Source organism: Bacillus sp. NP247 (genome assembly GCF_018966865.1).
In the GTDB taxonomy this organism is placed as follows: Bacteria; Bacillota; Bacilli; order Bacillales; family Bacillaceae_G; genus Bacillus_A.
In genome coordinates this window covers 4469344-4493627 of sequence record NZ_CP076653.1, presented here as the reverse complement: position 1 = coordinate 4493627, position 24284 = coordinate 4469344, and the positions used below count along the sequence as shown (strand labels likewise).

Genomic DNA, 24284 nt, shown 5'->3' with positions numbered 1-24284 from the left:
CGTGTTTTCAACAATTAGCGAGTGGAGTTATCAACTCATGTCTCCTTTAATGGATGTCGCGAATGCTACGAAATCAATTCCTCTTTTATTTGCGTTTTTATTAGGCATAGTAGGTACCCTTGCTCCTTGCCAATTAACAGGAAACATTAGTGCTATTACACTTTATCCCGCATTAACGGGCAGTAAAACTCCCACCTCAAAATTCGGATAGGACAAAGAAGTTAGGCGGGAGTCGGGCTGCCCGTAAATGCCCGATTGGTTCAACTAATAATCAGTGGGGGTTTTGTTCATCCCCCACTGATTAAAGTTTCACTTTATGGCAATCATTCTTTACAAAAAGGACATTCATGGAAACATATACTGTTATTCATTTTAGGAAAAGTAACGACTTTTACATTACTTGGACTATTAGTATGGACGTTAGGAAAAGAGATTCAACAAATATTAACTTTGTATTTCCCATGGCTACGCAAAATGAGAGGACCTTTATTAATATTAATGGGCTTCATATTAGCCGATTTTATTAAAGAGCGGAATATTTTCGCTTCCATCTTCCCTACCAAAGTGATTCGAAAACAAAAAGAAGTCAGCTCATTTTTACTTGGATTCTTCTTTTCTTTAGCTTTCTGTCCTACTATGTTCGTTCTATTTTTCGGAACGTTAATCCCTTTATCTTTATCCTCTAATTATGGATACTTGTTTCCGACATTCTTTTCGATAGGAACTGCTCTGCCTATCATTGTACTAATATTCATCATCTCCTATCTTGGATTAAATGGGGCATTACTGAAAAAGAGCCGGAAAATAGGAAAAAGCATTCAGCGTGTAGCTGGTGTTCTCCTTATATTAATCGGACTTTATGATACCGCTCTATATTGGTAATACATACAAAAGGTAAGCTTCAGTGAAATGAGCTTACCTTTTGTATCATTTTATTCATTTTTCTTTTGTTGTAATTGCGCTAACAAATTCGTAACAAACGCCAGAAACAATGGATCATTCTCTTTTTTAGGCGACCACTGCATAATGAGTTGTCGCGAGATTTTAATTTCTATCGGTTGCACGATAAAGTCATGAATGATTTGTTTATGAAGTCCTGATAACGGAACGATTGTTATACCGTTAACTTGTAAAGTAAGTGCTAATGCCGAGCTAATTGACTCTGACTCCATCACTTTATTAACTGTTATTTCATTTTTTATCAAATATGGTTCGAGTACTTCTTTACAACCAGAAAGTGGCATAATAAAAGGATAATTTTTCAACTCTTTACTAGTAAGGTTAGGTGGAATAGTCTTTGAAGAAACTATAACATAAGGATCTTCACCAATAACTTCATAGTGAAATCCTGGTATTAGATTTTCTTTTATAGAAATAGAAAAATCAGCACTTCCAGCAGACAGCCAATCTAAAACTTCTTGATAGCTTCCCTCTCTAACTGCAAGCACGTACTGACTTTGATTAATATTACCTAATTGGATACACTCCGCCAAACAATACACAGTAACGGAAGGATACGTAGCTAATACAATCTTATACAAACTTTTATTTTTCAATTGTAAAGCTGTTTCTTCAAGATTTTCATACTCCATTAGAAGTCGATCTACACAAACTAAAAATTCTTTTCCATTTTCAGTTAACATCGTTCCTTTTCTAGAGCGATCAAATAAAGTTAAAGCATATCGTTTCTCTAGTTTGTTTATAATATGGGTTATTGCTGGTTGCGTCATATGTAATTCCTTAGCTGCTAAACTAATGCTGTTCAACCGAGCCACATTTTTAAAAACTTTAAAATCAAAAACGTTCATTCTGTTCTCCTTATATAAAAGATATTTATATCATCTATAAATAACCTTCATTATATTTATCAAACCACTTCCTATACACTAAGTATACATCATCAATTTTACAAAAAATAAAGCATATAAACATTAGAGGAGTGTTGATCAAATGAGTACTTACGTTTTAGTGCATGGAGCATGGCAAGGTGAATGGGCATGGGAATTAGTGAAACCTCAGCTAGAGGCTTTCGGACATACAGTTATTACACTAGACTTACCTGGAAGCGGGAAAGATGTAACTCCTTCACAAAATATCATGTTAGATTCCTATGTTGATGCAGTAACAGCTACTATAAATCAACAAACTGAAAAAGTTATTCTTGTTGGACATAGTATGGGCGGAATCGTTATTACCCAAACCGCTGAATATATACCAAATAAAATCGATAAATTAGTATACCTTTGTGCATTCTTACCGCAAAATGGAGAAAGCCTTGGTAGTAAACTAGCCGGAGAGGCTGGTCCACAATTCTCTGTAAATGAGAATGACATGACTGCAGAACTTATACCTAATCTGATTGAACAAACATTTTTAAATGCTACCGAAAATGAAGATATTAAAGAAGCTTCTTTCAAAAAAATGCGCCCTCAGCCACTAGGACCATTCCAACAAGAGCTAAAAATTTCTGAAGAAAGCTTCGGGACTATAGACCGCATTTATATTGAAACAACTCTAGATAGAGCGATTCCGATTGATTTTCAGCGCCGAATGAATACAGAAACTCCTTGCTCGAAGATCATTACTTTAGAAGCTGATCATTCTCCCTTCTTCTCTAAAGCAACAGAACTAGCTAGTTGTTTAAATGCGTTAAGCTAAATTTCATTTAATGAAAATAGACACCCGCAGGTGTCTATTTTTTATGCTAACTAAAGATTGTATGTTCTTCTCTACATTTGCATTCCCTTTTGCTTCATCTCCCACTTTTTATACAGTAATACTGCACCAAATAAAAATACCCCCGCAACAAATGAACCTACTGGTAACATTTTTATCATTTCATCTGGAAATACGAGTGGCAATAATGGGAATGCATATGCTGCTGGAATACGTACACCAACAATTTTTAATAAAATAAGCATTAAAATCATATTTAATAAAGTAACTACTATCCATGAATCGATTGCAAAATATAATAAAGTTCCAACCGTCGCCGATGTAGTTAATACTACTATTTGTTTAAAAGCCATTTTTTCATTGTACATCGGTTTTTGAAGCGACTCATACACAACAACTAATATTGGCGGAATAACCGCTAATTGTTCATAACCAGTGATCCAACATAAACTGATCCATACAAAATTTAAAAATAGAAATACAACCATATATTTATATTGGATTTTAACTTTTCTCTCAATACCGTTATTCAATTTAAAAATAAGAACACCAATCATTAAAATAAATGTCAAAACGAAGACTGAGATAACAAATGACCATTCCGTCGCATTTGTTACTAATGGTAATAAACCAGTCGCAATAGATGGTGCTAAATTGGATTGAATAACACGTAAAAACAGCATCATTACTATAAGTGTTACGCTAACTTTTCCTATATAAGCTATATCCATCTGATTCACTATAAAACCAATTACAGCAGTTATTGACGGTGCAATAAAGATTTTTTCCGGTTGTCTTAACCACCCCCGCTCACGATATGCCCATAAAGCGACTGCCATCGCTGCTATTTCTGGCAAGATAACTTCTGGATCATTTAATAAAACACCTGCTGTTACCATAGCTAAAATAAAGAAAATAGCAATAGTATACGATATGATTATTTCTTTCTTCGAAATTACTGCATCCATTATTACATACTCCTTTTACTTACTACTCTCACAATGTAAAATAACAATTCTATATACCCTACTAAGGTAGTGTATATTAACATCCTTTCTATTTCAAGTATTAGTAATTTTTTCATTCTTTATCACCCAATACACTTACAAAAAAAGGGAGGACATAGGCGTTGACACTCATTAAAAGATAAGTTACAATAACTATACATTAGTAAGTAACTAATGTAACTAAATCTTACTAGAGGTGAAAACAAATGCAAAACATTTTATTCCGTATTAACGAATTATCAAAAAAAGAAAGAACATCTGGATTAACAGTTGATGAAAAACAAGAACAACAAATGTTACGTCAAAACTATACAAAAACATTTCGTGGAAGTTTAGATTCCATTTTATTAAACACAAAAATTGTCGATTCAAATGGTTTTAATGTTACACCAGTTGCATTACAAGATGCTCAAATACGTTTAAAATTAAGCAAATGAAATCAAAGCTAAAAAAACAATCATATAAAACATAAAAAGAGCTGAAATTCCTATATAGAAATTCCAGCTCTTTTTATTGTCTTTTCTAATTTAGTAAACGAGCGATACATCGCAATTCTCCACGATACAATCATCGCAAAAGCGAGTAAGAAAAACATTCCACTTAATTGGGTTAAATCAATCGACTGACTTAAATATGATTTCAATGCTACCCGAACTGCTAATAAACCAACTAAAATAAATATGAACGCTTTTGACGGTTTCATATATATATGTTCGCCTCTTATTTCGAACTTAGTTGTTTTAATAAGAAATATAGAGAAAATAAGTCCTACGCTAATTGCCTCTACTATTTCTAACGATGTTAACCGAAACTCTGGTAAGAAGTACATCGATGCGCCAGTACTCATAAAGATTGGCGGTAATATAATTTTCTTTTTCGTTACTGGTTTTTTCGCTGACTTAAAGCGAAGAAACATTACTCCAACAGCCATACAAACTGCTACAATACTTGATAAAAGTGCTAAACTCATATTCTCCACTCCTATCTATTTAAAAGATTTTTTTAGCAAAATCATAAACCAAACAAGCCCGATACTAATAATGACATGAGCTAATCCAGCCATATGGCTTAAACCGTTAAAGTCTGTTCCGGTTACTTGTAGAAGACCTCTAAATACCATTGTAGTGATAGTAAAAATTAATCCTGCATTATAAACAATAAACCATGCGTGAAAGCTTTTTGTTTCTTGTACATGAAACACTTTAAATAAAGCTAATGCAACCAAAAAGAATATGAATCCTAATACTAATACATGCGTATGCACTAGCTGTAACATAGTAGATCCTTTAATTCCTTGTGCTTTTGTATATTCTCTTGCAAATACACCTGATAATAAACCAATAATTAAGTAAATGAATGCTGCATTATATAATTTCTTCATTATATTCCTCCTGCTGTATAACGATAATTTATATCGTCACTTTTCATGTTCGCTGCAATCATTTTACGCAAAGTATATGAACGGAATATGAACAAAGTATTACATTCTATTTTTAAAAAATAAAAAAAGCCATTCCACAATTATTAATTGCGGAATGACTTTTTAACTTATTTTAAATCTTCAATTGAGAAAGCACCTGGCAGTAACTGTTCCACAGTCACTTCTTTTTCATCACCTTTTACATTCGTTAGTAATACAGGCATTTTCGGATCACAAAATTCAGCAATAACTTGTCTACAAGCACCACATGGTGAAATAGGTCCGTCAGTCTCTCCTGTAATGACTAAGTAACTAAAGTCGCGCTCACCTTCTGATACTGCTTTAAATATTGCTGTTCTTTCTGCACAGTTACATAAACCGTAAGAAGCGTTTTCTATATTACAACCAGTATAGATTTTACCTTCTTTCGTAACTAATGCTGCACCAACAGGAAATTTAGAATACGGAATATACGCTTTCGATAACATCTTATTTGCTTCTTCAATATATTTTTTCTTATCCATATTATTTCCTCCTCAAAGTAAATGTAATATTGATTAGTCAGTAATAACTGTATGAACTAATTTAGGAGCCACTGCTGTTTCAGCGATAGAAATGTTTTCATAAATTTTTGCTTTTACATCTTCTACATTTTCACGATTTGCATAAATCGTTACGAACGGCTCGCCTTCTTTTACTGCATCGCCAACCTTTTTACGTAACATTAAACCTACAGCTAAATCAATTTCATCTTCCTTCGTAGCACGGCCTGCACCTAGTAGCATGGCAGCGATACCAATTTCATCCGCAACAATGTTAGAAATAACACCTGAAGTTTTAGCTGGTACATCAATTACATACTTCGCTTGTGGCATTTTTTCTGGATTGTCTACAATCGAGCTGTCTCCGCCTTGATTGCTTAAGAACTCTTTAAATTTCTCAGTTGCTTTTCCGTTTTTCATAACTTCAATTAGCATTTCACGAGCTTCTTCTAATGTATTTGCTTTTTTCGCAAGTACAACCATTTGGCTACCTAATACAAGTACTAATTCTGTTAAATCTTCTGGACCTTCGCCTTTTAAAGTATCAATTGCTTCCTTCACTTCTAGAGCGTTACCAATCGCAAAGCCAAGAGGTTGTGACATATCTGAAATAACAGCCATCGTTTGACGTCCAACATTATTTCCGATACGTACCATTGCATGTGCTAATTCTTTTGCATCTTCTTCTGTTTTCATAAATGCTCCAGCACCTGTTTTTACATCAAGTACGATTGCATCAGCACCAGCTGCAATTTTTTTACTCATAATTGAACTTGCGATTAAAGGAATTGAGTTTACTGTTCCTGTTACATCACGTAATGCATAAATCTTTTTATCTGCAGGTGTTAAGTTTCCTGTTTGTCCGATAACAGCCACTTTATCACGGTTTACAATATCAATGAACTGTTCTTTCGTAATTTCAACGTGGAATCCCTCTACCGCTTCTAATTTATCAATTGTTCCGCCTGTATGTCCTAAACCACGACCAGACATTTTTGCTACTGGTACATCTAAAGCAGCAACTAATGGTCCTAATACTAATGTTGTTGTATCACCAACACCGCCAGTTGAATGCTTATCTACTTTAATGCCTTCAATTGCTGATAAGTCGATTGTTTCTCCAGACTCAACCATTGCCATTGTTAAATCTGCACGTTCACGATCTGTCATATCTTTAAAGAAAATTGCCATTGCAAGTGCACTCGCTTGATAATCAGGAATACTTCCATCTGTATATCCATTAATAAAGAATTTGATTTCTTCAGTCGTTAATTCTTTTCCATCACGTTTTTTCGCAATAATATCTACCATTCTCATTACAATCACCATTCCTTTTCATATTATATGAATCTTTTAAAATAATAAGCCAACGATTGTTGCTGATAAGAAACTTACTAACGTTGCACCGAAAAGTAATTTCAAGCCGAATCTTGCGACTACATTTCCTTGTTTTTCATTTAAGCTTTTCACCGCTCCTGCAATAATTCCAATTGAAGAGAAGTTTGCAAATGATACTAAGAATACAGATATAATCGCTGTCGTTCTATCTGAGAAATTAAAGTTTCCTTGCGCTAAATCTGTCATCGCTACAAATTCATTTGATACAAGTTTTGTCGCCATAATATTACCGGCATTAACTGCTTCATGCCAAGGAACACCCATGATAAATGCAAATGGTGCAAATACATAGCCAAGAATTTCTTGGAATGAGATACCAATTACACCTTTAAATACTGCATTAATAAAAGCGATAAGGGCAACGAAACCGATTAACATAGCTGCTACTGTAATTGCAACTTTAAATCCATCTATAATATATTCCCCTAATACTTCAAAAAAGGTCTTTTTCTCTTCTTCTTGTACTTCTAACATATCTTCTTCTTCAGTAACCTCATACGGATTAATAATAGAAGCGATAATAAAACCACCAAATAAGTTAAGTACTAAAGCGGTTACAACATATTGTGGTTTTAATAACACCATGTACGATCCAACGATAGACATAGAAACGGTAGACATTGCAGATGCACATAATGTATACATTCTCTTTTCTGGCAATAATCCTAGTTGTTTCTTAACTGAAATAAACACCTCAGATTGCCCTAAAATCGCAGAAGCAACAGCGTTATATGATTCTAATTTCCCCATTCCATTTACTTTACTTAATACTAGACCGATAGATTTCACAATAATAGGCAATACTTTAATATGTTGCAAAATACCTATTAAAGCTGATATAAATACGATTGGCATTAATACACTTAAAAAGAACGAAAACTCTTTTTGATTTACTAATCCACCAAATACGAAATTCACACCATCAGCGGCATATTTTAATAATTCTCCAAAACCATCTGCTATTCCGCTAATTAATATATTCCCTACGCTTGTATTTAATAATAAAAACCCCAAAATGAATTGTAATATAACCATCGTTATGATTGGGCGATATTTGACTTTCTTTCTATCATTACTAGCAAGCCAAGCGATACCTAAAATCAATACGAGGCCTAAAACACCGATTAAGTATTTCATAAGCCGTCTCCTCCCATTCGTATCCGCTTACATTATTTTCAATTGTTAAAGCAATAGATACACTTTACTTTAAACGTGTATCTATTGCTCTTCACTCTTTATTGATTAGTAGTTATCTGTAGCACCTTTTGCATCATTTAATACGATTGCAACACTAGCACTTGCTCCAACGCGAGAAGCTCCAGCCTCTACCATTTTGTCTGCATCTTCACGTGTACGAACACCGCCAGATGCTTTCACGCCAACGTTTGGTCCAACTGTTTTACGCATTAATGCGATATCTTCTGCAGTTGCTCCGCCAGTTGAGAATCCAGTTGAAGTTTTTACGAAATCAGCGCCAGCTTTTACTGATAATTCACAAGCACGAACTTTTTCTTCGTCTGTTAGAAGGCAAGTTTCAATGATTACTTTTACAAGAGCTTTTCCTTTTGCTGCTTGTACTACTTCATAAATATCTTTTTCAACGAACTCATTGTCGCCATCTTTTAAAGCACCTACGTTGATTACCATATCAACTTCAGTTGCACCTTTTGCGATAGCATCTTTTGTTTCGAATGCTTTTGTTTCAGTAGTGCTTGCTCCTAATGGGAAACCGATTACAGTACAAACGTCTACATCATGTCCAGCTAATTCTTCAGCAGCTAGCTTTACCCATGTAGGATTAATACAAACTGAAGCAAATTTGTATTCCTTTGCTTCTTCGATTACTTTCATAACATCTTCTTTTGTAGAATTTGGTTTTAAAATTGTATGGTCAATTAACTTTGCAATATTCATTATCATCACTCCTCATATCTTTTAACAACTTCATTCTAACTCTTAGTTGAACAAATGTAAATACACTTTTGAAATTTTGTTCATTATTTTTTAGAAGGGAATTTCTTGTAATACATTGAAAGTAGTATAAGCTTGTAAATAAAGGATGTGAACCACTTGTTTAAGTCAAAATTCTTTATATTCACATCGCTAGTATGCACCTCACTATCCATATTTATTTTTTATAAAAAGGGATGTTATTTTCCAAGAAGGAAACCCCATTCCATTTGCTTTAGCTATGTCTAAGATGGTTATTCAAAATAAAGAAATGGTGGAAGTAGAACCGATAGATAATCAATCCCCCTACTTAGTAAAGCGCGGAAAAATGGAACCTTTTATCAATATGATGAAGCACGATGGATGGACTTTTGTAGATAGAGATATGATGGCTAACTCACTAATTTTTGAAAAAGGAGATCAATCAAAGAGCGTTCCTTACAAATACTTTACAAGGTACTACACATTGATTTATTCATACTAAAAATAAAAGGCTCTCTCAAAATTTTTATTTTTGAGAGAGCCTTTTATTTCTAGCCTTTTTGATAATGTAACAATTCTTTTGCTGTATGCTGATCTATAATTAATACATTTGCATACCCACCACGTAACGCACCATCAATCGCTTGTATTTTTCTATTACCACCTGCAACTAAGATAGAACGTTTCTTTAATTTAAGTTCCTCTAACTCTATTCCAATTGTACGCTTATTAATTTCTTCGCTACTAATATTTCCGTCTCCATCAAAGAAACGTGAACAAATGTCACCAACAGCTTGTTTTTTCAAAATGTTCGTTTCATCCTTATCTAAATATCCTAATCGGAATAATAACGCTTCATCACGCACTGTTCCAACAGTGAAAATTGCAATATTTGCTTGTTTCCCCATTTCAATAATGTGATGAATATGTCTATCTTGCTCTACTAATTCTTTTGTCACCGCATTATCAAATATAACTGGAAGTGGTAGATTTCTTGGTGTCGTTTGAAAAGCCTCTGCAAATAAAGCGATGGTCTCATTCGCATATGTATTTACACTCGAATGACTAATACCACCTTTTAACTGGACAACTTCTACACCTTTCACATGTTGCGGTACGATTTTTCTAGCGATTTCATACATGGTCATTCCCCAGCTTACACCAACGATATCACCGTTTTTAACCGTCTTTTCCATGTACTCAGCTGCATATTTACTAATATACTCTGTAATCGTTGCATATTCTGGTACTGGAGAAAATACAACATGTGCCTCTAATAAGTTGTATTTTTCTTTCAATAAATTCCCAACGTTATCTAAATCAGCAAATGGATCGGCTATACTAATTTGAACAAATCCTTTTTCTTTTGCGTACTTTAATAATCTAGAGATCGTCGGTCTTGAGATATTTAATTTGTTAGCAATTTCTTGCTGACTATAATCTGATTGATAATATAATCTTGCAACTTCAACGCTTAATTGTTGTTTATCCTTATCCATAGTAACTCATTACAAATCCTTTCCTGTATTTCCCTTTCGTTACAAGCATTATACAGCTTTATGCAAGAAATTTCGACTCCCTTATTTATCAGCCTAAACTTCTACTCCACTTAGTATTTACAATGAAACTTTATTGTGTAGCTTATTTTTTACACCTTTATAGGAGTTGGACGCTTGTTTATAAGCGCCACTCCCCTTCTTTGATACATTTTCCATTTGCTATATTAATAAGCATTTCAAATGCCATAACACGATTTCCTAGTCCTATTGTTATTCCTCACTTTCCACTTGTAATTTTCTATTTCAATTGAATATGCAATATTCAATATTTTATTATTGTAATATTTATTTATTAACTATCGTTTACTAGCGCATCATTAATATCCATTGATAAATCAATATTTGTAATTTAATTCCTTATATTAAGCTCTGATAAAATATTTTTAAACACTTTATTCAAATAATTATATTGGATATTTTGTTCTACACATCTATACGTGTTTTATGTATTATATAGCAGAAGAGTAAGGTAAGAGTTACTCTTTGCCATTTTAGGAGAGGTTCTGTTGGAGACAACAGGACCTTTTTTCGTAAAGAGATGGTTTTGTTTAATTTTTCACCAATAACCACAAAAATATCTTATAATCGTTATATAATAAATCAAAGAATTAGGAGTAGATCAAATGCCAGTTACACTAGAACTTATTCTTTTCATTCTTATAGCAATTAGTGCTGTTGGCTATTTAATAAAAGAATTTCAAAAAACTAGGAAAAGAACACTTGGAATTTCAATAGAATTTTTGGTTCTTTTCTGGTCAATATGGAGAATATCGACTATCATAATCTAATTTGTAAAATATAATCCTCCTTGAATGAAACTCAATATTCCGTCAATACTGTTAATAGGCTGTATGCCAAAGCTCATTTAAAGTAGTTTTCTCTGTATCTCCTTGTAGGGTGCAGTTAGCTTTTGCTAGCTGCTCTTTGTTTATAATAATGCACACAAGCACCTGGACTACATATAATATTCTGTGTTCCTTTCTTTATAAAATGAAGGAGTCTTTACAAAATAGATCTCGTCACGAGAGCACTTAATAAAGTGCTCTTTTTGGGTTTTAAACTAATACAAAATGAAATTTCCGTTATAAATAATGAACTTTCAAAGCTACTGAATTGTAAATATAAATACACTACTACATATCTATAAAGGGGCGTTTTTATATGAATCTATATCAAAGAATATCTTTAATGATTATTATTTTAGTCCCCCTATTTTTCTTAACTGTCACTCTTGTAACTGCTCGATGGGATTTCTTTTTTTGGAGCCTACCGCCTAGTTTCATAAGTGGGATAACAGCTTTCATCGCTTTTCAAAAATCATAAAAGTAGACAAAACACTTTGTAAAGAGTGCCTTTGCAAGGCGCTCTTTTTTAACATGTACTTACCAAATAGCGGTTTTATTAAAAATATCTGTATATTTATCGAATATAGTTTGGAATTCTTATAAAACTATATAATTTTGGAGTTGGTTAATACGTTACAAAAAACTGACCGTATTATCATTATGGTCCCTCCACTTTCACAATTGTTTGTTACATTTTTTTCATCATCAGGAGAACCTATTTCATCACAAGTTTTGTCTAATACATCTCCATACCCTGTATCAATGATTGCACTTAGTGAACTTGAAAGTGAATTATTTGAAGTCGAGTTAACACCAATACTACTTCATTTAAACTCGGAGGAAGGCACCTTAGGATGTCTTTTTTTATAAAAATTAGAAGCTTGGAAAAGGATATGTAATAATGCATATTAAATCGATTAGATATTATGATATACTCTCAAGGTGTGATACATAATTTCTTTAGATTGGAAAACTAAACCTTATCTACCCAATTGTGGGGGACGCCTTATGGCGTCTTTTTTTTAGGACCTGCTCAATTAATGAGTAAAAACATAAAGTAAAGTGAATCCATTAAAATACATGAGTGACCTTAATTTTCCCCTCCTACTCAAAGGAGAGATTAAAATGGGCTTTGGTGGTAGTTGTAGTAGTTGTGGCGGCGGCTTTGCTTTATTAGTTGTATTATTTATTTTATTAATCATAGTTGGAGCTAGCTGCTTCTGCTAAAAAACTATTGGAAAAGACACTCTTATAGGGGCATAGCCATCAACTTTAAAAAAGTGTCTCCGATGCCAAAGGCATCGGAGACACTTTTTTACAATCTTTGAGTAAAATCCTGTATTTTGGGCATGCTCAAATAGAACTTCCCTTGGTTCATATTTTATGAAGCCACTGGAAGTTGCTCCATTAATATCTCTATTAAGCCTAGGATTTCAAACGGCGTTGTTTTTCGGTACCGCCGCGCTTTTTTCCCATTCTTACTAATATCTTGGAAGAGCCTGCTAAGCACTGAACCAGGATGTTAGAAAGTACAAAAAAGTGTGGTGTGTATTTTATTTAGATAGATTTGTACCATATAAGCGCATTTTAGCTCACTCATTTCTTTTCTATGTTTCTCCCATAAAAGTCTCCGCATTTGATAAGTCGTGCTTGCGACTAGACATAATCGCAAGAGTTGACCATATAAGTGACATTGAAACCGTTCTAGTTTCATCCGTTTGTTTACATGAATGCTAAATATAGATTTCCATGTTTTAAATACAATTTCTACTTGCCATCGTAAGGAATAAAAAGAGTAAACCTCTGTAGCTGGCAATATTTCTGAAGGAGTGTTGGTAACTAATAAGTTCACGCGGCTTGCTTTTAAATATCGTTCTCCATTTGAATCTGCTTATTTTCTTTTCTTAATTTGATTAGCTCTTGTTCTTCTGGAGATAAGTTATCTTTTTCCTTGAACGAACCGGAGGTTTGACTTTGACTCACCCACTTATCCAATGATGAGGGTGTTAGATCGTATTCCCTTATAATATCTTTTCTTGGTTTCCCATTCAGATAAAGCTGCACGATCTGTTGTTTGAATTCCGTGGTAAATGTTCGACGTTCTTTTTTAGCCATAGTAGATTCTCCTCAAATGTGTTTTCTGTAGTCTACTTGACCTTAAAATTTCTGTCCAACTAAGTGTAGCCTATCCAACCTTGCTAATCTCTTAGAATCAGATTTTGCTAATTCTGGTAGCTAGCCTTTCCTCCATCGGCATTACCCAACTTCATTGGTACTACGCTGCTATCCGACTCCCTACACCGGCATTTGGTTTCCTTACTTTTTATCGCTTGTACACCATACTCTCCTAACAAGAAAAGACCGATAGGGTCTCCCGAGTTGCCGTATCATATCAATGTGTAACGTGCCAAGGTCTCTGACTCCAGAGAGGTTTTATCCATCTTGCCTTAAACGAAGGATAAAATGTAGCTTTCTGCTGCAGGTAAAGCATCAGCCCTCTCGATTTACTAACATTATGGAGCTCAATCCCTTCAACCATTTGGCTTTCGGCCCGCCACCTAACTGTCTACGCTTAAAGATTAAAGTTACCTTTAGCCCTCCAAGACTCGCTACGAGCGAATGGCTAGTTCTTACTCGACAGGAATCCCACCCGTTATATGATACGACTTAGGCTCGGCCGCACACCTGCCTCATTAGTTAATATGAAAATGAAATCCAATGTCTTTCAGGCGAAAGTATAATCTTGGTTTGGAAATATACAACTGTTTGGACATAAAAAAGACCATCGAAATGATGGTCTTGCAGACTGTAGACAAATGCATAAAATAACGGATGAACCTTTCTCTGAACACTTACTTTACTTCTTTCATAAATAGTCTAACGTTTTCAGCGATTTCTTTGAATTTGGTATGGTGTAAATAATGTGATCCATCCATGGTTACTACTTTTCCATGTACCGAGTCTTTGATCTGCCCTTCATGCAGAGGTATCCATCCTGCTACATCTTCATTATTCGCTTGTACAAAGAGAAGAAGTGGAAGATATTTAGGGAAGGTTAAACCTTGAGCCCCTTTAAAATTAGACGAAATATGGTCCATCTCATTCAAGGTTGTGTCATTATACATGTTTTTATTCGAAATCATTTTCATTTGCTCTACGGTTTTTTCATCAAATGCCAGTCCAGCATAGGGGTCAGCACTGATTTTCATAGTCAATCTTAAGAGACCTGATTTTTTGAGATATGCAAACGTTTTTAATGGGAAATTGATATCCATACCCGGTTGTGTTGCAACACTGCTATCGATTCCGACAAACGCAGTCACCTCGTTTGGATATTTATTAACGTAATCAATTCCATAAATGCCTGTAATGGAGTGGCCCATGAGCATGTATCTGTTAATATTAAGCTGCTGTAGAGCTTCATGAACTTCACTTACCATATTCTCCGTGGTTCGCTCTTTTACAGTTTCATCACTTAATCCATAACCGAAAGGCTCTACCACAACAACTTTGTAAAATGGAGATAATTCATCGATAAGAAGCTTAAAATCAAGCCCTGGAGTAGCTGTTCCATAACCAGGCAGGAGCACGATCGTTTCCTCGCCCTCGCCTTGAATTAACACATTCATGTTTTTCCCGTCTACAGATACTTGCTGCCCGTAGGGCACTATTCGTTTTTGCTCCGAATGACTACTCATCACATTTGCGATATAAACAATACCTAAAAAAAGTACAATGGCTAGAACGATTGCTCCTATGATTTTAAGTAAGATGTTTCGCACTTTCTTTATTTTCATTCCACTCAGCGTTTTCTTTTCCTCTTGTTGTGTCACTGTCATCTTCTCCTGTCCTGATCTGTTTGCCTTCCTTCATGTGCCTGTAATGAAAACTTAACCAATGAAGATGTACTCACCATGACGACAATATGAACTGAATATGAACTGCCAAAAAAAATGCTACGACTCATATGCAAGCTTACTTGCATATGAGTCGTAGCATAGAGAATGAATCTAACTAATCTGTTGGTGTAGTGATTGGCAAGGTGACAATGAAGGTCGTTCCTTGACCAGGTTCACTTTTCACTCGGATGTCACCTTGATGAAGCGACACGATCTGTTTAACGATAGCGAGTCCCATACCACTTCCGTCATACTTACGACTGTGGGAACGATCGGCCTTAAAAAAACGCTCGAATATACGCTTCTGGTCGTCAAGGTGAATACCAATACCAGTGTCGGATATTAGGATTGTCACGTTTTTGATATCTTGTTTGATGCTTACGTTAATCACGCCGGCATCCTCGGAAAATTTGATGCTATTTCTGAGGATATTCGTCCATACCTGATTTAACAGGTCATGATCAGCCGTTACTTTAACTGTCTGTAAATCAAGCTCGAAATGTATATCGCGAGCAGACCATTGTGGCTGGAGCGCCACGATTATCCGTCGGATTTGTTCATCGAGGCTGAGCGTGACGAGCCGTAGTTGCTTTGACTGCGATTCAAGCAAACTCAGCTTTAGCAGGCTATCGCTCATTTTGGACATCCTTTTCGCTTCAGCGATGATAATATCAAGATAACGGCTTCGTTCGTATCCTGAAAGGTCAGCTTGCTTAAGCACTAGAGCATAACCAGATATCGAAGTGAGCGGAGACTGAACCTCGTGCGACACGTTCGTTACGAATTCCCTGCGCATCTGCTCAAGTTGCTGCAGATCGTGCATCATTTCTTCGAAGCTACGAGCCAAAGTACCCAGCTCACTCGTTTGCTTAATATTCAACTTGACGTTGAAATCTCCAGATGCTATCCGCTTGGTCGCTTTTGTCAGCTTTTTGATCGGTCTTACCAGGAATACAGAGGCAACTAGAATCAATAAACTTCCTGCAATCAACGAACATGTTGCAAAGACCAATGCCCACTTCGTGACAAAAGAGGCTGAAGGAGGGGCGAGCGATTCCAAAAATATCGCTTTCGTTCCCATTTCCGTTTTCAACGGCAACCCTAAGAGGACCGTGGCAATACCATTAGGAGTGTCCTGAACAACACCTCCATCTAATACTTTCTTTAGTTGCTCCATCGTCACAGGCGCAGGTTTGTGTCCGTCAAGTTTACCGTAAGACTTGAACTGACCCGTTGCTTCGTAAATTCGAATATAATAAGAATCGAGCTGCTTCATTTCACTTACGAACAAGTCCGCTTCATGTAACGGAAGGGTCTTGTAAATCCGGACGATGTCTTGGCCAAAGTTACGTAAGTTGATTTGAGCGTTTTCGTTCAATTTATCTTCGAATATCCAAGTTGACACCAAAAAAGAAATGATCGTGCCCCCGATGATGGAGACTAAAAATGTCAGGACAACACGTATATATAAGGATCTGATCATTCATAAACCTCAAGCCGATACCCAAGCCCGCGCACCGTTTCGATCCGAAAATCGGGTGTTGTCGCGAACCGTTCACGCAGCCGTTTAATATGTACGTCAACCGTTCGATCATCTCCGGCGTAATCGATACCCCAAATCTGATCGATCAACTGCACGCGCGTATAGACTTGTCCGGGTGTTCCAGCGAGCTTATACAGCAATTCGAACTCCTTTAGCGGCAACGTAAGGGACTCCGTCCCTTTCATCACCTTATAGGTCTGTCGATCAAGGATGACGTTCCCGAAATGGATCGTCTGCGTGGAGCCAATCTTGTATCGTTTGAGTAGTGCCCTAACACGAACCGCCAACTCTAACGGATCGAATGGTTTGGTTAAATAATCGTCCGTCCCAAGTTCGAAACCTTTCACTTTCTCCCATGTTTCTCCTCTCGCAGTCAGCATAAGTAAAGGTAGATCAGGATTGGCTCTTCGGAGCTCCTTGATTAACGTCCAACCATCCATAATCGGCATCATAATGTCAAGTACGACAAGATCGACATTCGTTGAGATGTAGACGGCCAGTGCTTCCTTGCCGTCCGCTGCTTCAACTGTTGCGAATCCGTCGTTGCGTAGAAATAAACAGACGAGTTCGCGAATGTTCGCATCGTCGTCAGCAACTAGTATAGTAGGCATCGGTTCCCTCTTTCCCCTGTTTTCCACCGCATCATTTCAAGTAATCATTATACTATAAATTAACACATATGTTGATTAACCAAAGTAATACAGTTTCTTGATTTATCGACCTGTAGAATTCAAGTGTTTCTTTCAAACTAATTTGCTACTCAATTGACAAGGCTTCATAAAGAAACAGGCGTGTGAAACCTGCAAATGACAAGCGTTTGTTTTGTCTTTTGGCCTTGTGCACGAAGAAATTCCAGCAAAGCATAGGCAATTATAGCTGTGAATAACTGATTGAACAACGCATTGGATATTGTGCCAAACAATACGAGAACGTTCAAATCCAGCGAAATCCAGCGAAAAAATGATTCAATTGCCCAGCGCGATTTGTACATGGCGGCGATTCCTTCGGACAGATAGCTTAGTAGAACACACATTCCCCAAACTACTCCAGTAATTACACCATCTGAAATAACACGTCCCATACCCACTAATTATTTTTCATCAAATGCGTAAATGGCGTATCAACTTTGATTGCACATTCGTTCCAAATCATTACTTGTTAATTTAAGTGAATTCCATCATAAAGATTCATATAGGTTTAGTAATTAGTCAAAGTTATTAGGGTGTTCTGTCGTATAATTTATATATATTACCATATAATTACCTCCTGATTTTTGTATATTATAGTGCTACATCGACACATAATATATAACTTTTTCTCATTACTTATTGGACTAATCTGCTCCGTTCAAGAAGAACCATATCAGTTTAAATAACTCAGATTTTGGCAAAATTAAATTGATTCAAATGATACCCACCTTTTAGTAATCTCAGAAAATTTCTTAGTCGCGAGTGAGGTTGGTTTTCTTATAGCTAATCCAATAGTTCGATAGCTATCACTTTCAAGTGGAATGGCTGCAAAAGAAATTTTTGATGTCGGTATAATCATTTCTGGCAATATACTAATTCCTAGATTATTCTCCACCATGGAGATCACTGAGTATTCATTCATATTTTCGAATCGAATATTGGGGCTAACTTTATTCTCCCTAAATATTTTTTGAATATCATCATAACACTGATATGTTGGCATAATAAAAGGTACATTTTCTATTTGTTGCATTGATACTTGGTTTTCCTTACATAATGGGGATTGGTTAGATACAACACATAAAAGTCGATCCCTCTTCAATTGTACGATTTCAAAGGATTTTCCAAATGATTCAAAGTAAGTATCATTATTAATAAATCCACAATCTAATCTCCCGTTTTGTAACCAATTCTCAACCTCAGCATAGTTTCCTTCCAGTAATTCGATTTCAATATTTGGAAACTTTTCCTCCATTTTTTTAAGAATACCAGGAATCCAGTTTTTAGAAATACTCGAAAAAACCCCCACTCTTACTGTTCCTTTTTGGAACCCATTGATAGCGGCTACTTCCTGCTTCAGCATGTTGTTATAGTATAAAATTTTCCGAACGGTAATTAAAAGCTCCTCTGCATTTTTGGTCAATGCTAAAGTAGAGTGATTACGAATAAATAAAGGAAAGGAAAACTCTTTTTCCAAACTGCTAATTGCATGACTTACAGCAGATTGGGTGAAACCTAACACTTCTGCAGCTTTTGTAAAACTATTGAGTTCTGCCACTTTGTTAAATATTTCATATTTTGTTAAAGTCACTATGGTCCTCCTCATGAATTTTATTCATGTCTCCATTATATTTCTTCGTTTTATTTAATACCATTACCAACATACAATAAGTGCATGTTCTATTATATGACCCTTGACAAGGGATGTATTTTTTATGGAAGGATGAAGTGAAATGCAAAAAATTTTAGTTACAGGTGCTGCAGGTAAGATTGGCCAAGATGTTACAAGGTTCCTAGATAAGCAAGGGCATTACCAGTTACGGCTAGCAGATATTAACTTATCTGCTTTAGAAACTTTTAAAGATACAAATCATGAAATCGTATATTTAGATGTTTCTGATTTAGCTGCTTGTCAAGAATTTACGAAAGGTATAGATATAGTTATACACTTGGCAGGTAATCCTTCGCCAAATGCTGATTTTTATGGCTCCTTATTAGAAAATCATATAAAGGGAACCTATAATATTTTTAGAGCTGCTAGTGATAATAATGTATCCAAAGTGATAGTTGCTTCCAGTGCTCAAACAATTGAAGGCTATCCTTTGGATTATCAACCACATGCTTATTCACCCACGAGACCCAAAAATATGTACGGGGTAAGTAAGTGTTTTGCAGAGGCTGTTGCTTCTTATTTTGCTTATGAAGAAGGGTTACAAAGTCTTGCTATTCGTATAGGTGCATATGATGATTATAATCCATATGGTAAACCACTAACAGCTAGAGATATGAGTGCATACTTAAGCCCAGAAGATTTTATGGACCTTCTCTTAAAGTCGATGACGGCAAAGAACTTACCTCCATTTTCAATTTTACATGGTGTATCTAACAACAGGTTTAAACGAATTGATATTGAAGGAACTAGAAAGTTAGTTGGTTATAGCCCAAGTTCTGATGCTTTTGTACTAAGTGGCATTAAGTTCTTTGATTCTTAATAAAGGCATATCTAGAAAAGAGATTATATTATTGTTATTTAGCTTTTATGTGTTCTATTTTCAATAGCTACAGTTTCTATAATCATAAATATTACAATTTTCCCAGATAGAGCACACTATTCTTCTGTCTCATTTGTGGGACAACTCTATTGTCACCACTAGTTCCACAGATGTTCTTTTCCTTTTCAACATAATAGATACCCCTTTAGACAATCATATCTAAAGGGGTAAAACCAAGCCATGTTCTGCTAAAACACTCGTTAGTTGAAGAACAGAACTATTATTCCCAGGCATAATCCCTATCACTTCTAATGTGTCCGTGTCCACAAATACAAGTGGTGCAGCAAGTGCATCAAGGTTATTAGTATCAATTTGACCAAACATTACCCCAAGGCTACATTGATAAAACACATGGCAAGCTTATAGGTAAAATTACAAACCCGGTTCTCACAAAAACCAGGATAAAAAAATAAACAGTAGAACTAGTCCACTGTTTATTTCGCCACGCCTTCATGTAATTTTTCTGTATAATCTTTTACATCTTTCCAGCTATCTTTTGCTGTATTTAAATCTTCTTTTATAAACGTAAATTCTTCTGGACTCATTCCTTTTACGTTTTGTAGTAAGTTATTATATTTCGCACCTACTGTATACCATTGATTTGATATATTTTGCAGTGCTGTAATTGCTGCATCAATTGTTTCTGTCATATTTGTTGTTTTATTTTTGACATCTGTCAAAATTGCGACTTCCGCTTGCGCTCCAGAAATTCTATCTTTTAAATTGGCTATTTCTCTTTCTGCATTTGCGATATCTTTTTTCGCAATCGCAATCATCGGTCCGCCAGCAAGACATGTTATTAATGCTACGCAAAGTACACCACCAGCGATAACCATATCATTACTCTTTTTAATCGAATCGTTATATGTATTTATTTGTTGCTCTAGAGCTGGAATACCCGCATTCGTACTTGCCAAAATCGCTGTTAATTGATTTGTATCCTCTTTAAAACTATTTGTGTCTTTCGCCATTCTATCGCGAAATGCTTTTAAATTCCCTAATAATACATCTACCTCATTTTGATTCTTTAAAATGTCCGCATACAACTTTTCTAAATCCGCTTTTAACTTTACGCTATCTTTTTGATCAATCGCTAATAGCATGTCACTATAGTACGCTTGAAAAGTATTGTTGTAATCAATAATATTTTGATCCGTTTTCATAATTTGAGGCTTCATATTATTTAGCCAATATGCCGCGTTAATTTTCGCATCTCTTTGATGCTGAATCATATTCCCTTTAAACTCACTATTAATTGAACTTATTTTACTCAAATCAGTTTCTTGTTGATTTTGAATTAATTTTGCATATGAATCCATTGCGAATATACTTGATGTCGTTTGCGCCATTACATCTTGGAAGCCTGCTGGACCGAGAGAATAATTTTTCGCATTTTCTTGTAGTATCTTTATGTTTTGTTCTGCTGCAAGAGGATGTAAAGGAAACGCATTACTCGTTGCGACTCCAGCAATCATTATCGTTAAAAGACATTTTTTATAGAAATTATTACGCATACTTATCACCTATTCTTTTTATGAGGATATGAAACGTTAGAGGTAAAAAAAGCTCCTGCTCACTACTGAACAGGAGCTCACTATTTTATAAAAATCATCAATCTAAACGTAATGCTGTAACAGTTTAGTTACTATTATGCTTTTTTCGTATCTACTACTTTAATATCTTCAGCATAAATTTTTTCTGCATAGTCTTTAATGTTTTTCCAGCTATCTTTCGCAATGTTTAAATCTTCTTTAATGAAAACAAGGTCGTTTGGACTAATTGAATCTACATTTTGAAGTAAAGAATTGTATTTCGATCCCATTGTATACCATTGATTTGAAATGTTTTGCAACGCTGTAATTGCAGTGTCAATTGTATTTGTTAAATACTCAGTTTGCGTTTTAATGTTCGTTAGTCCCGCCACTTCTAATTGGGCAGTTGTAACTTGTCCAGTTATTTTTTGAATTTCAGCTTGTGCATTATCAAGCTCTTTCTTCGCTAATACGATTCCAGCTGTTCCACCACCTACAGCTGCTGTACCACCTGCAATTAGTGCGATTCCTAGCGGCGTTCCTGCTCCCGTAGCAATAACAACTGCACCACCTATAATTGCAATTGGTCCTAAAGCTGTCGCAACAGATGAGCCGATAATAATTGCATTATATTTACTAATTGCTTCATTATACGTTGTAATTTGATTTTGCAGAAGCGGAATTCCAGCATCTTGACTAGCTAAGATAGATGTAATTTGATTTGCATCTCCCTTGAAATTTTGAGTATCTGTAGTCATTTTATTTCGGAATTTCTTCAAGTCTTCTACTAACTTATCTACTTGCGCTTTATTTTCATTAATACTACTTGATAATCTAGTTAGACCTTTCGTAAGAGTTTCTTTATCCTTTGTATCTACCGCAGCAACTAAAGTATCATAATAGTTTTGGAACTTCGTATTGTAGTTAATGATATTTTGATTCGTTGAAATAAGCTGTGGCTTCATTACATCTAACCATTGTTTCGCATTTCCTCTAGCTGTATCTTGATGCTGAATCACTTTTCCTTTTAAAGCTGCATCAACTGACGATACATTACCAAAGTTAACATTACCTTGTTTAATAATTGTTAAAGCGTACAGATCCATTACTAAAGCGTTTGAACCTGTTCTTTCCATTGCATCTTTCAGGCCTTCTGGTCCTAATGAGTATTCTTCATAGTCATTATAAGCTTTTGCTACAGCATGAACTGGCGCTTGTTTCACTGTACTTTCAGCTGCATAAGTATGGGCCGGCATAATATTCCCTGCTGCAAATACTGCCATAAGTGCTGATAGAGCCATTACTTTATAAGGTTTTTTTGTCATTTTTCTTCTCTCCCTATATCATGAGTTATTAATGATTTTCTTTTTAATGTACTTCAACGTTTGTAACGTAATCTTCAAATTGATTCGTTTGCTTATTCATTTCATCACTTATTTTTTTGAGCTGATTGAAATGTTTTTGAAGTAAACTACTGTCTGTATACGTACCAGATTCAATATTTGTTTGAATTTGGATCATATTATTATTAAAAACTTTCCAATCCGTTAATAACGTTTCTAAAGTTGTAATTTGGCGGTCAATTAGTTCTGTAAAACTACTTACTTGATCTTCAACGAATGTAATTTGAGTCGCCTCTGATTCAGTTTGTGATAACTTTTGAATAAGTGGTAGTAGCTCTTTTTGCTTTTGCTGAATACGAAGGGCTGCTTCCCTCGTTTGACTATCTGCAGCATTTACAATTTCATTGCTTAAAGTACCGATAGAAACAAAGTCAATTGTTTTCGTTTGTGCAGTTTGATTTGTGATTGTAAATACTTGTTTACCGATATTAATAGAACCTTTAATAATTTCTTGTGGTCTATTCAAAATATTAGTTAGTTCAGCTTGAATTTCCCCTTGAATTCTTTTTATATCTTCTCTTAATTTCACAATATCTCCACTTGATCCTTGCAATGTTTTAATTGCTTCATCAGCTTTAATAGATAAATTGTTACTATCTTTATCTAATACCGTTTTAAATCGATTTAGTTCTAACAAATCTTGCTCCATACTCTCTTGGATGCCTTGTACTTGCACTTGCAATTTTCCATATGCGCTTGTGAAATCTGCTTTTGCTTGTTCATCTTCATTTACTTTTCCTGCTAGTTCATATAGCTTACTATAATAGCTATTAAATCTAGTGCTATATCTCATCATCTCTTGATTTAGGTCAATTAACTTCGGGTTATATTCATCAATCCACTCTCGTACATTCGCCTTTGCAAACTTTTGATGATTCGTCAAACTACTCATAGCGTTTACCTTAATGTCTGGTTGTTGCAAAATAACTAATCCGTATGCTTGTATAAGTGGTGACTGTGACCCTAACATTCTAATTGAATTTGATAATGTATTTGGAGCAATTACATTTTGCACGTTTAATACTTTCACTTCTGATTGCCCCTCTTTCGCGTAAGCGCTTACAGGAATGAAGCAACTCGTAGATACTGCTGTAACCAATAACCCTGTAATTAAAGTCTTTTTCACTTTAACTCCTCCTATGTATTAGCAACTATTACTATCGCATTTTATTATTCTATTTTCTTGCAATTGATTTGAGATGGTTAAAAATAGAGAACGTTCTCACCGTGAGTCATGTACGAACCACCTCTCTCAAACTTTATTTCTACAGTACTTACTTATTGTTA

General features: G+C 35.1%; 23 protein-coding genes and 5 pseudogenes. 6 read left to right on the top strand and 22 right to left on the bottom strand.

The genetic code is table 11. The features are described from left to right. Position 1 precedes the first annotated feature (1 nt). A pseudogene (locus KPL75_RS23430) lies at positions 2 to 882 on the top strand (sulfite exporter TauE/SafE family protein). A 50-nt stretch (positions 883 to 932) separates the two neighbouring features. Here KPL75_RS23430 and KPL75_RS23425 read toward each other — a convergent pair. Then, positions 933 to 1808 (bottom strand): LysR family transcriptional regulator, encoded by an 876-nt coding sequence (locus KPL75_RS23425; protein WP_219917977.1) that lies wholly within the window; start codon positions 1806 to 1808, stop codon positions 933 to 935. 142 nt (positions 1809 to 1950) lie between these two features. On the opposite strand from KPL75_RS23425, the gene KPL75_RS23420 reads away from it, so the two are divergent. Further along, a complete protein-coding gene (locus KPL75_RS23420) occupies positions 1951 to 2658 on the top strand; it encodes an alpha/beta fold hydrolase (RefSeq protein WP_219917976.1) in 708 nt (235 codons plus the stop codon). 71 nt (positions 2659 to 2729) lie between these two features. On the opposite strand, the gene KPL75_RS23415 is transcribed toward KPL75_RS23420, so the two are convergent. Beyond that, entirely contained in the window at positions 2730 to 3644 is a 915-nt protein-coding gene (locus tag KPL75_RS23415; RefSeq protein ID WP_219917975.1) for a hypothetical protein, read from the bottom strand. 245 nt (positions 3645 to 3889) lie between these two features. Here KPL75_RS23415 and KPL75_RS23410 point away from each other — a divergent pair, with 245 nt between their 5' ends. Next, the gene (locus KPL75_RS23410) at positions 3890 to 4120 is read left to right on the top strand and encodes a DUF896 domain-containing protein (protein ID WP_219917974.1); all 231 of its coding nucleotides are present in this window, start codon (positions 3890 to 3892) and stop codon (positions 4118 to 4120) included. Positions 4121 to 4170: 50 nt separating this feature from the next. On the opposite strand, the gene KPL75_RS23405 is transcribed toward KPL75_RS23410, so the two are convergent. From KPL75_RS23405 to deoC, 6 genes are all read right to left on the bottom strand, one after another. After that, positions 4171 to 4653: a CcdC family protein gene (locus KPL75_RS23405; protein ID WP_219917973.1), complete on the bottom strand. Its 483-nt coding sequence runs from the start codon at positions 4651 to 4653 to the stop codon at positions 4171 to 4173. A 15-nt stretch (positions 4654 to 4668) separates the two neighbouring features. Then, positions 4669 to 5064, bottom strand: coding sequence for a DUF2871 domain-containing protein (locus KPL75_RS23400; protein ID WP_219917972.1), 396 nt, complete (start codon positions 5062 to 5064; stop codon positions 4669 to 4671). 167 nt (positions 5065 to 5231) lie between these two features. Beyond that, the gene (locus KPL75_RS23395; RefSeq protein ID WP_000358532.1) at positions 5232 to 5627 is read right to left on the bottom strand and encodes a cytidine deaminase; all 396 of its coding nucleotides are present in this window, start codon (positions 5625 to 5627) and stop codon (positions 5232 to 5234) included. Between the two features lie 33 nt (positions 5628 to 5660). Further along, positions 5661 to 6962 carry a pyrimidine-nucleoside phosphorylase gene (locus KPL75_RS23390; RefSeq protein ID WP_002086256.1) on the bottom strand — a complete coding sequence of 434 codons (1302 nt, stop codon included), beginning with the start codon at positions 6960 to 6962 and terminating at the stop codon, positions 5661 to 5663. A 36-nt stretch (positions 6963 to 6998) separates the two neighbouring features. Continuing rightward, positions 6999 to 8180: a NupC/NupG family nucleoside CNT transporter gene (locus KPL75_RS23385; protein ID WP_002035026.1), complete on the bottom strand. Its 1182-nt coding sequence runs from the start codon at positions 8178 to 8180 to the stop codon at positions 6999 to 7001. A gap of 105 nt (positions 8181 to 8285) precedes the next feature. Next, the gene (deoC, locus tag KPL75_RS23380; protein WP_193646115.1) at positions 8286 to 8957 is read right to left on the bottom strand and encodes a deoxyribose-phosphate aldolase; all 672 of its coding nucleotides are present in this window, start codon (positions 8955 to 8957) and stop codon (positions 8286 to 8288) included. Positions 8958 to 9113: 156 nt separating this feature from the next. Between deoC and KPL75_RS23375 the strand changes: the two are divergent. Continuing rightward, a pseudogene (locus KPL75_RS23375) lies at positions 9114 to 9477 on the top strand (hypothetical protein). 49 nt (positions 9478 to 9526) lie between these two features. On the opposite strand, the gene KPL75_RS23370 reads toward KPL75_RS23375, so the two are convergent. Both KPL75_RS23370 and KPL75_RS27540 read right to left on the bottom strand, forming a co-directional pair. Further along, positions 9527 to 10474, bottom strand: coding sequence for a DNA-binding transcriptional repressor DeoR (locus tag KPL75_RS23370; protein ID WP_219917971.1), 948 nt, complete (start codon positions 10472 to 10474; stop codon positions 9527 to 9529). A gap of 152 nt (positions 10475 to 10626) precedes the next feature. Further along, positions 10627 to 10742 (bottom strand): annotated as a pseudogene (locus KPL75_RS27540) (Holliday junction resolvase RecU); the annotation flags it as partial. Between the two features lie 1762 nt (positions 10743 to 12504). On the opposite strand from KPL75_RS27540, the gene KPL75_RS23365 reads away from it, so the two are divergent. Then, a complete protein-coding gene (locus tag KPL75_RS23365; RefSeq protein ID WP_000505688.1) occupies positions 12505 to 12606 on the top strand; it encodes a YjcZ family sporulation protein in 102 nt (33 codons plus the stop codon). 295 nt (positions 12607 to 12901) lie between these two features. On the opposite strand, the gene KPL75_RS23360 is transcribed toward KPL75_RS23365, so the two are convergent. The 8 genes and pseudogenes from KPL75_RS23360 to KPL75_RS23330 all read right to left on the bottom strand — a co-directional run bounded on the left by KPL75_RS23360 (position 12902) and on the right by KPL75_RS23330 (position 19101). Further along, positions 12902 to 13231, bottom strand: a complete 330-nt coding sequence (locus tag KPL75_RS23360) for a transposase (protein ID WP_258236987.1) — start codon at positions 13229 to 13231, stop codon at positions 12902 to 12904. A 14-nt stretch (positions 13232 to 13245) separates the two neighbouring features. After that, positions 13246 to 13494: pseudogene (locus KPL75_RS23355) on the bottom strand (transposase); the annotation flags it as partial. Positions 13495 to 14231: 737 nt separating this feature from the next. After that, positions 14232 to 15212, bottom strand: coding sequence for an alpha/beta hydrolase (locus KPL75_RS23350; RefSeq protein ID WP_219917969.1), 981 nt, complete (start codon positions 15210 to 15212; stop codon positions 14232 to 14234). 181 nt (positions 15213 to 15393) lie between these two features. Beyond that, complete coding sequence (locus KPL75_RS23345) at positions 15394 to 16761, bottom strand: sensor histidine kinase (RefSeq protein WP_219917968.1); 1368 nt, start codon at positions 16759 to 16761, stop codon at positions 15394 to 15396. After that, positions 16758 to 17432 carry a response regulator transcription factor gene (locus KPL75_RS23340; protein ID WP_219917967.1) on the bottom strand — a complete coding sequence of 225 codons (675 nt, stop codon included), beginning with the start codon at positions 17430 to 17432 and terminating at the stop codon, positions 16758 to 16760. Before KPL75_RS23340 ends, KPL75_RS23345 begins: the two co-directional genes overlap by 4 nt. Before the next feature lie 164 nt (positions 17433 to 17596). Beyond that, entirely contained in the window at positions 17597 to 17812 is a 216-nt protein-coding gene (locus tag KPL75_RS27875) for a hypothetical protein (RefSeq protein WP_375141036.1), read from the bottom strand. Between the two features lie 6 nt (positions 17813 to 17818). Next, positions 17819 to 18076: pseudogene (locus KPL75_RS27535) on the bottom strand (GNAT family N-acetyltransferase); the annotation flags it as partial. Between the two features lie 137 nt (positions 18077 to 18213). Continuing rightward, a complete protein-coding gene (locus KPL75_RS23330; protein WP_219917965.1) occupies positions 18214 to 19101 on the bottom strand; it encodes a LysR substrate-binding domain-containing protein in 888 nt (295 codons plus the stop codon). Between the two features lie 142 nt (positions 19102 to 19243). Between KPL75_RS23330 and KPL75_RS23325 the strand changes: the two genes are divergently transcribed. Next, complete coding sequence (locus tag KPL75_RS23325; RefSeq protein ID WP_219917964.1) at positions 19244 to 20002, top strand: NAD-dependent epimerase/dehydratase family protein; 759 nt, start codon at positions 19244 to 19246, stop codon at positions 20000 to 20002. Between the two features lie 219 nt (positions 20003 to 20221). Here the strand turns inward: KPL75_RS23325 and KPL75_RS23320 are convergent, their stop codons facing one another. The 4 genes from KPL75_RS23320 to nheA all read right to left on the bottom strand — a co-directional run bounded on the left by KPL75_RS23320 (position 20222) and on the right by nheA (position 24123). Continuing rightward, the gene (locus KPL75_RS23320; protein ID WP_219917963.1) at positions 20222 to 20413 is read right to left on the bottom strand and encodes a hypothetical protein; all 192 of its coding nucleotides are present in this window, start codon (positions 20411 to 20413) and stop codon (positions 20222 to 20224) included. A gap of 83 nt (positions 20414 to 20496) precedes the next feature. Further along, complete coding sequence (gene nheC / locus KPL75_RS23315) at positions 20497 to 21576, bottom strand: non-hemolytic enterotoxin NHE subunit C (protein WP_219917962.1); 1080 nt, start codon at positions 21574 to 21576, stop codon at positions 20497 to 20499. 134 nt (positions 21577 to 21710) lie between these two features. Beyond that, positions 21711 to 22919 carry a non-hemolytic enterotoxin NHE subunit B gene (gene nheB, locus KPL75_RS23310; protein ID WP_002148834.1) on the bottom strand — a complete coding sequence of 403 codons (1209 nt, stop codon included), beginning with the start codon at positions 22917 to 22919 and terminating at the stop codon, positions 21711 to 21713. Positions 22920 to 22962: 43 nt separating this feature from the next. Continuing rightward, on the bottom strand, positions 22963 to 24123 hold the full coding sequence (nheA, locus tag KPL75_RS23305) for a non-hemolytic enterotoxin NHE subunit A (RefSeq protein ID WP_219917961.1): 1161 nt from the start codon (positions 24121 to 24123) through the stop codon (positions 22963 to 22965). Positions 24124 to 24284: the final 161 nt, after the last annotated feature.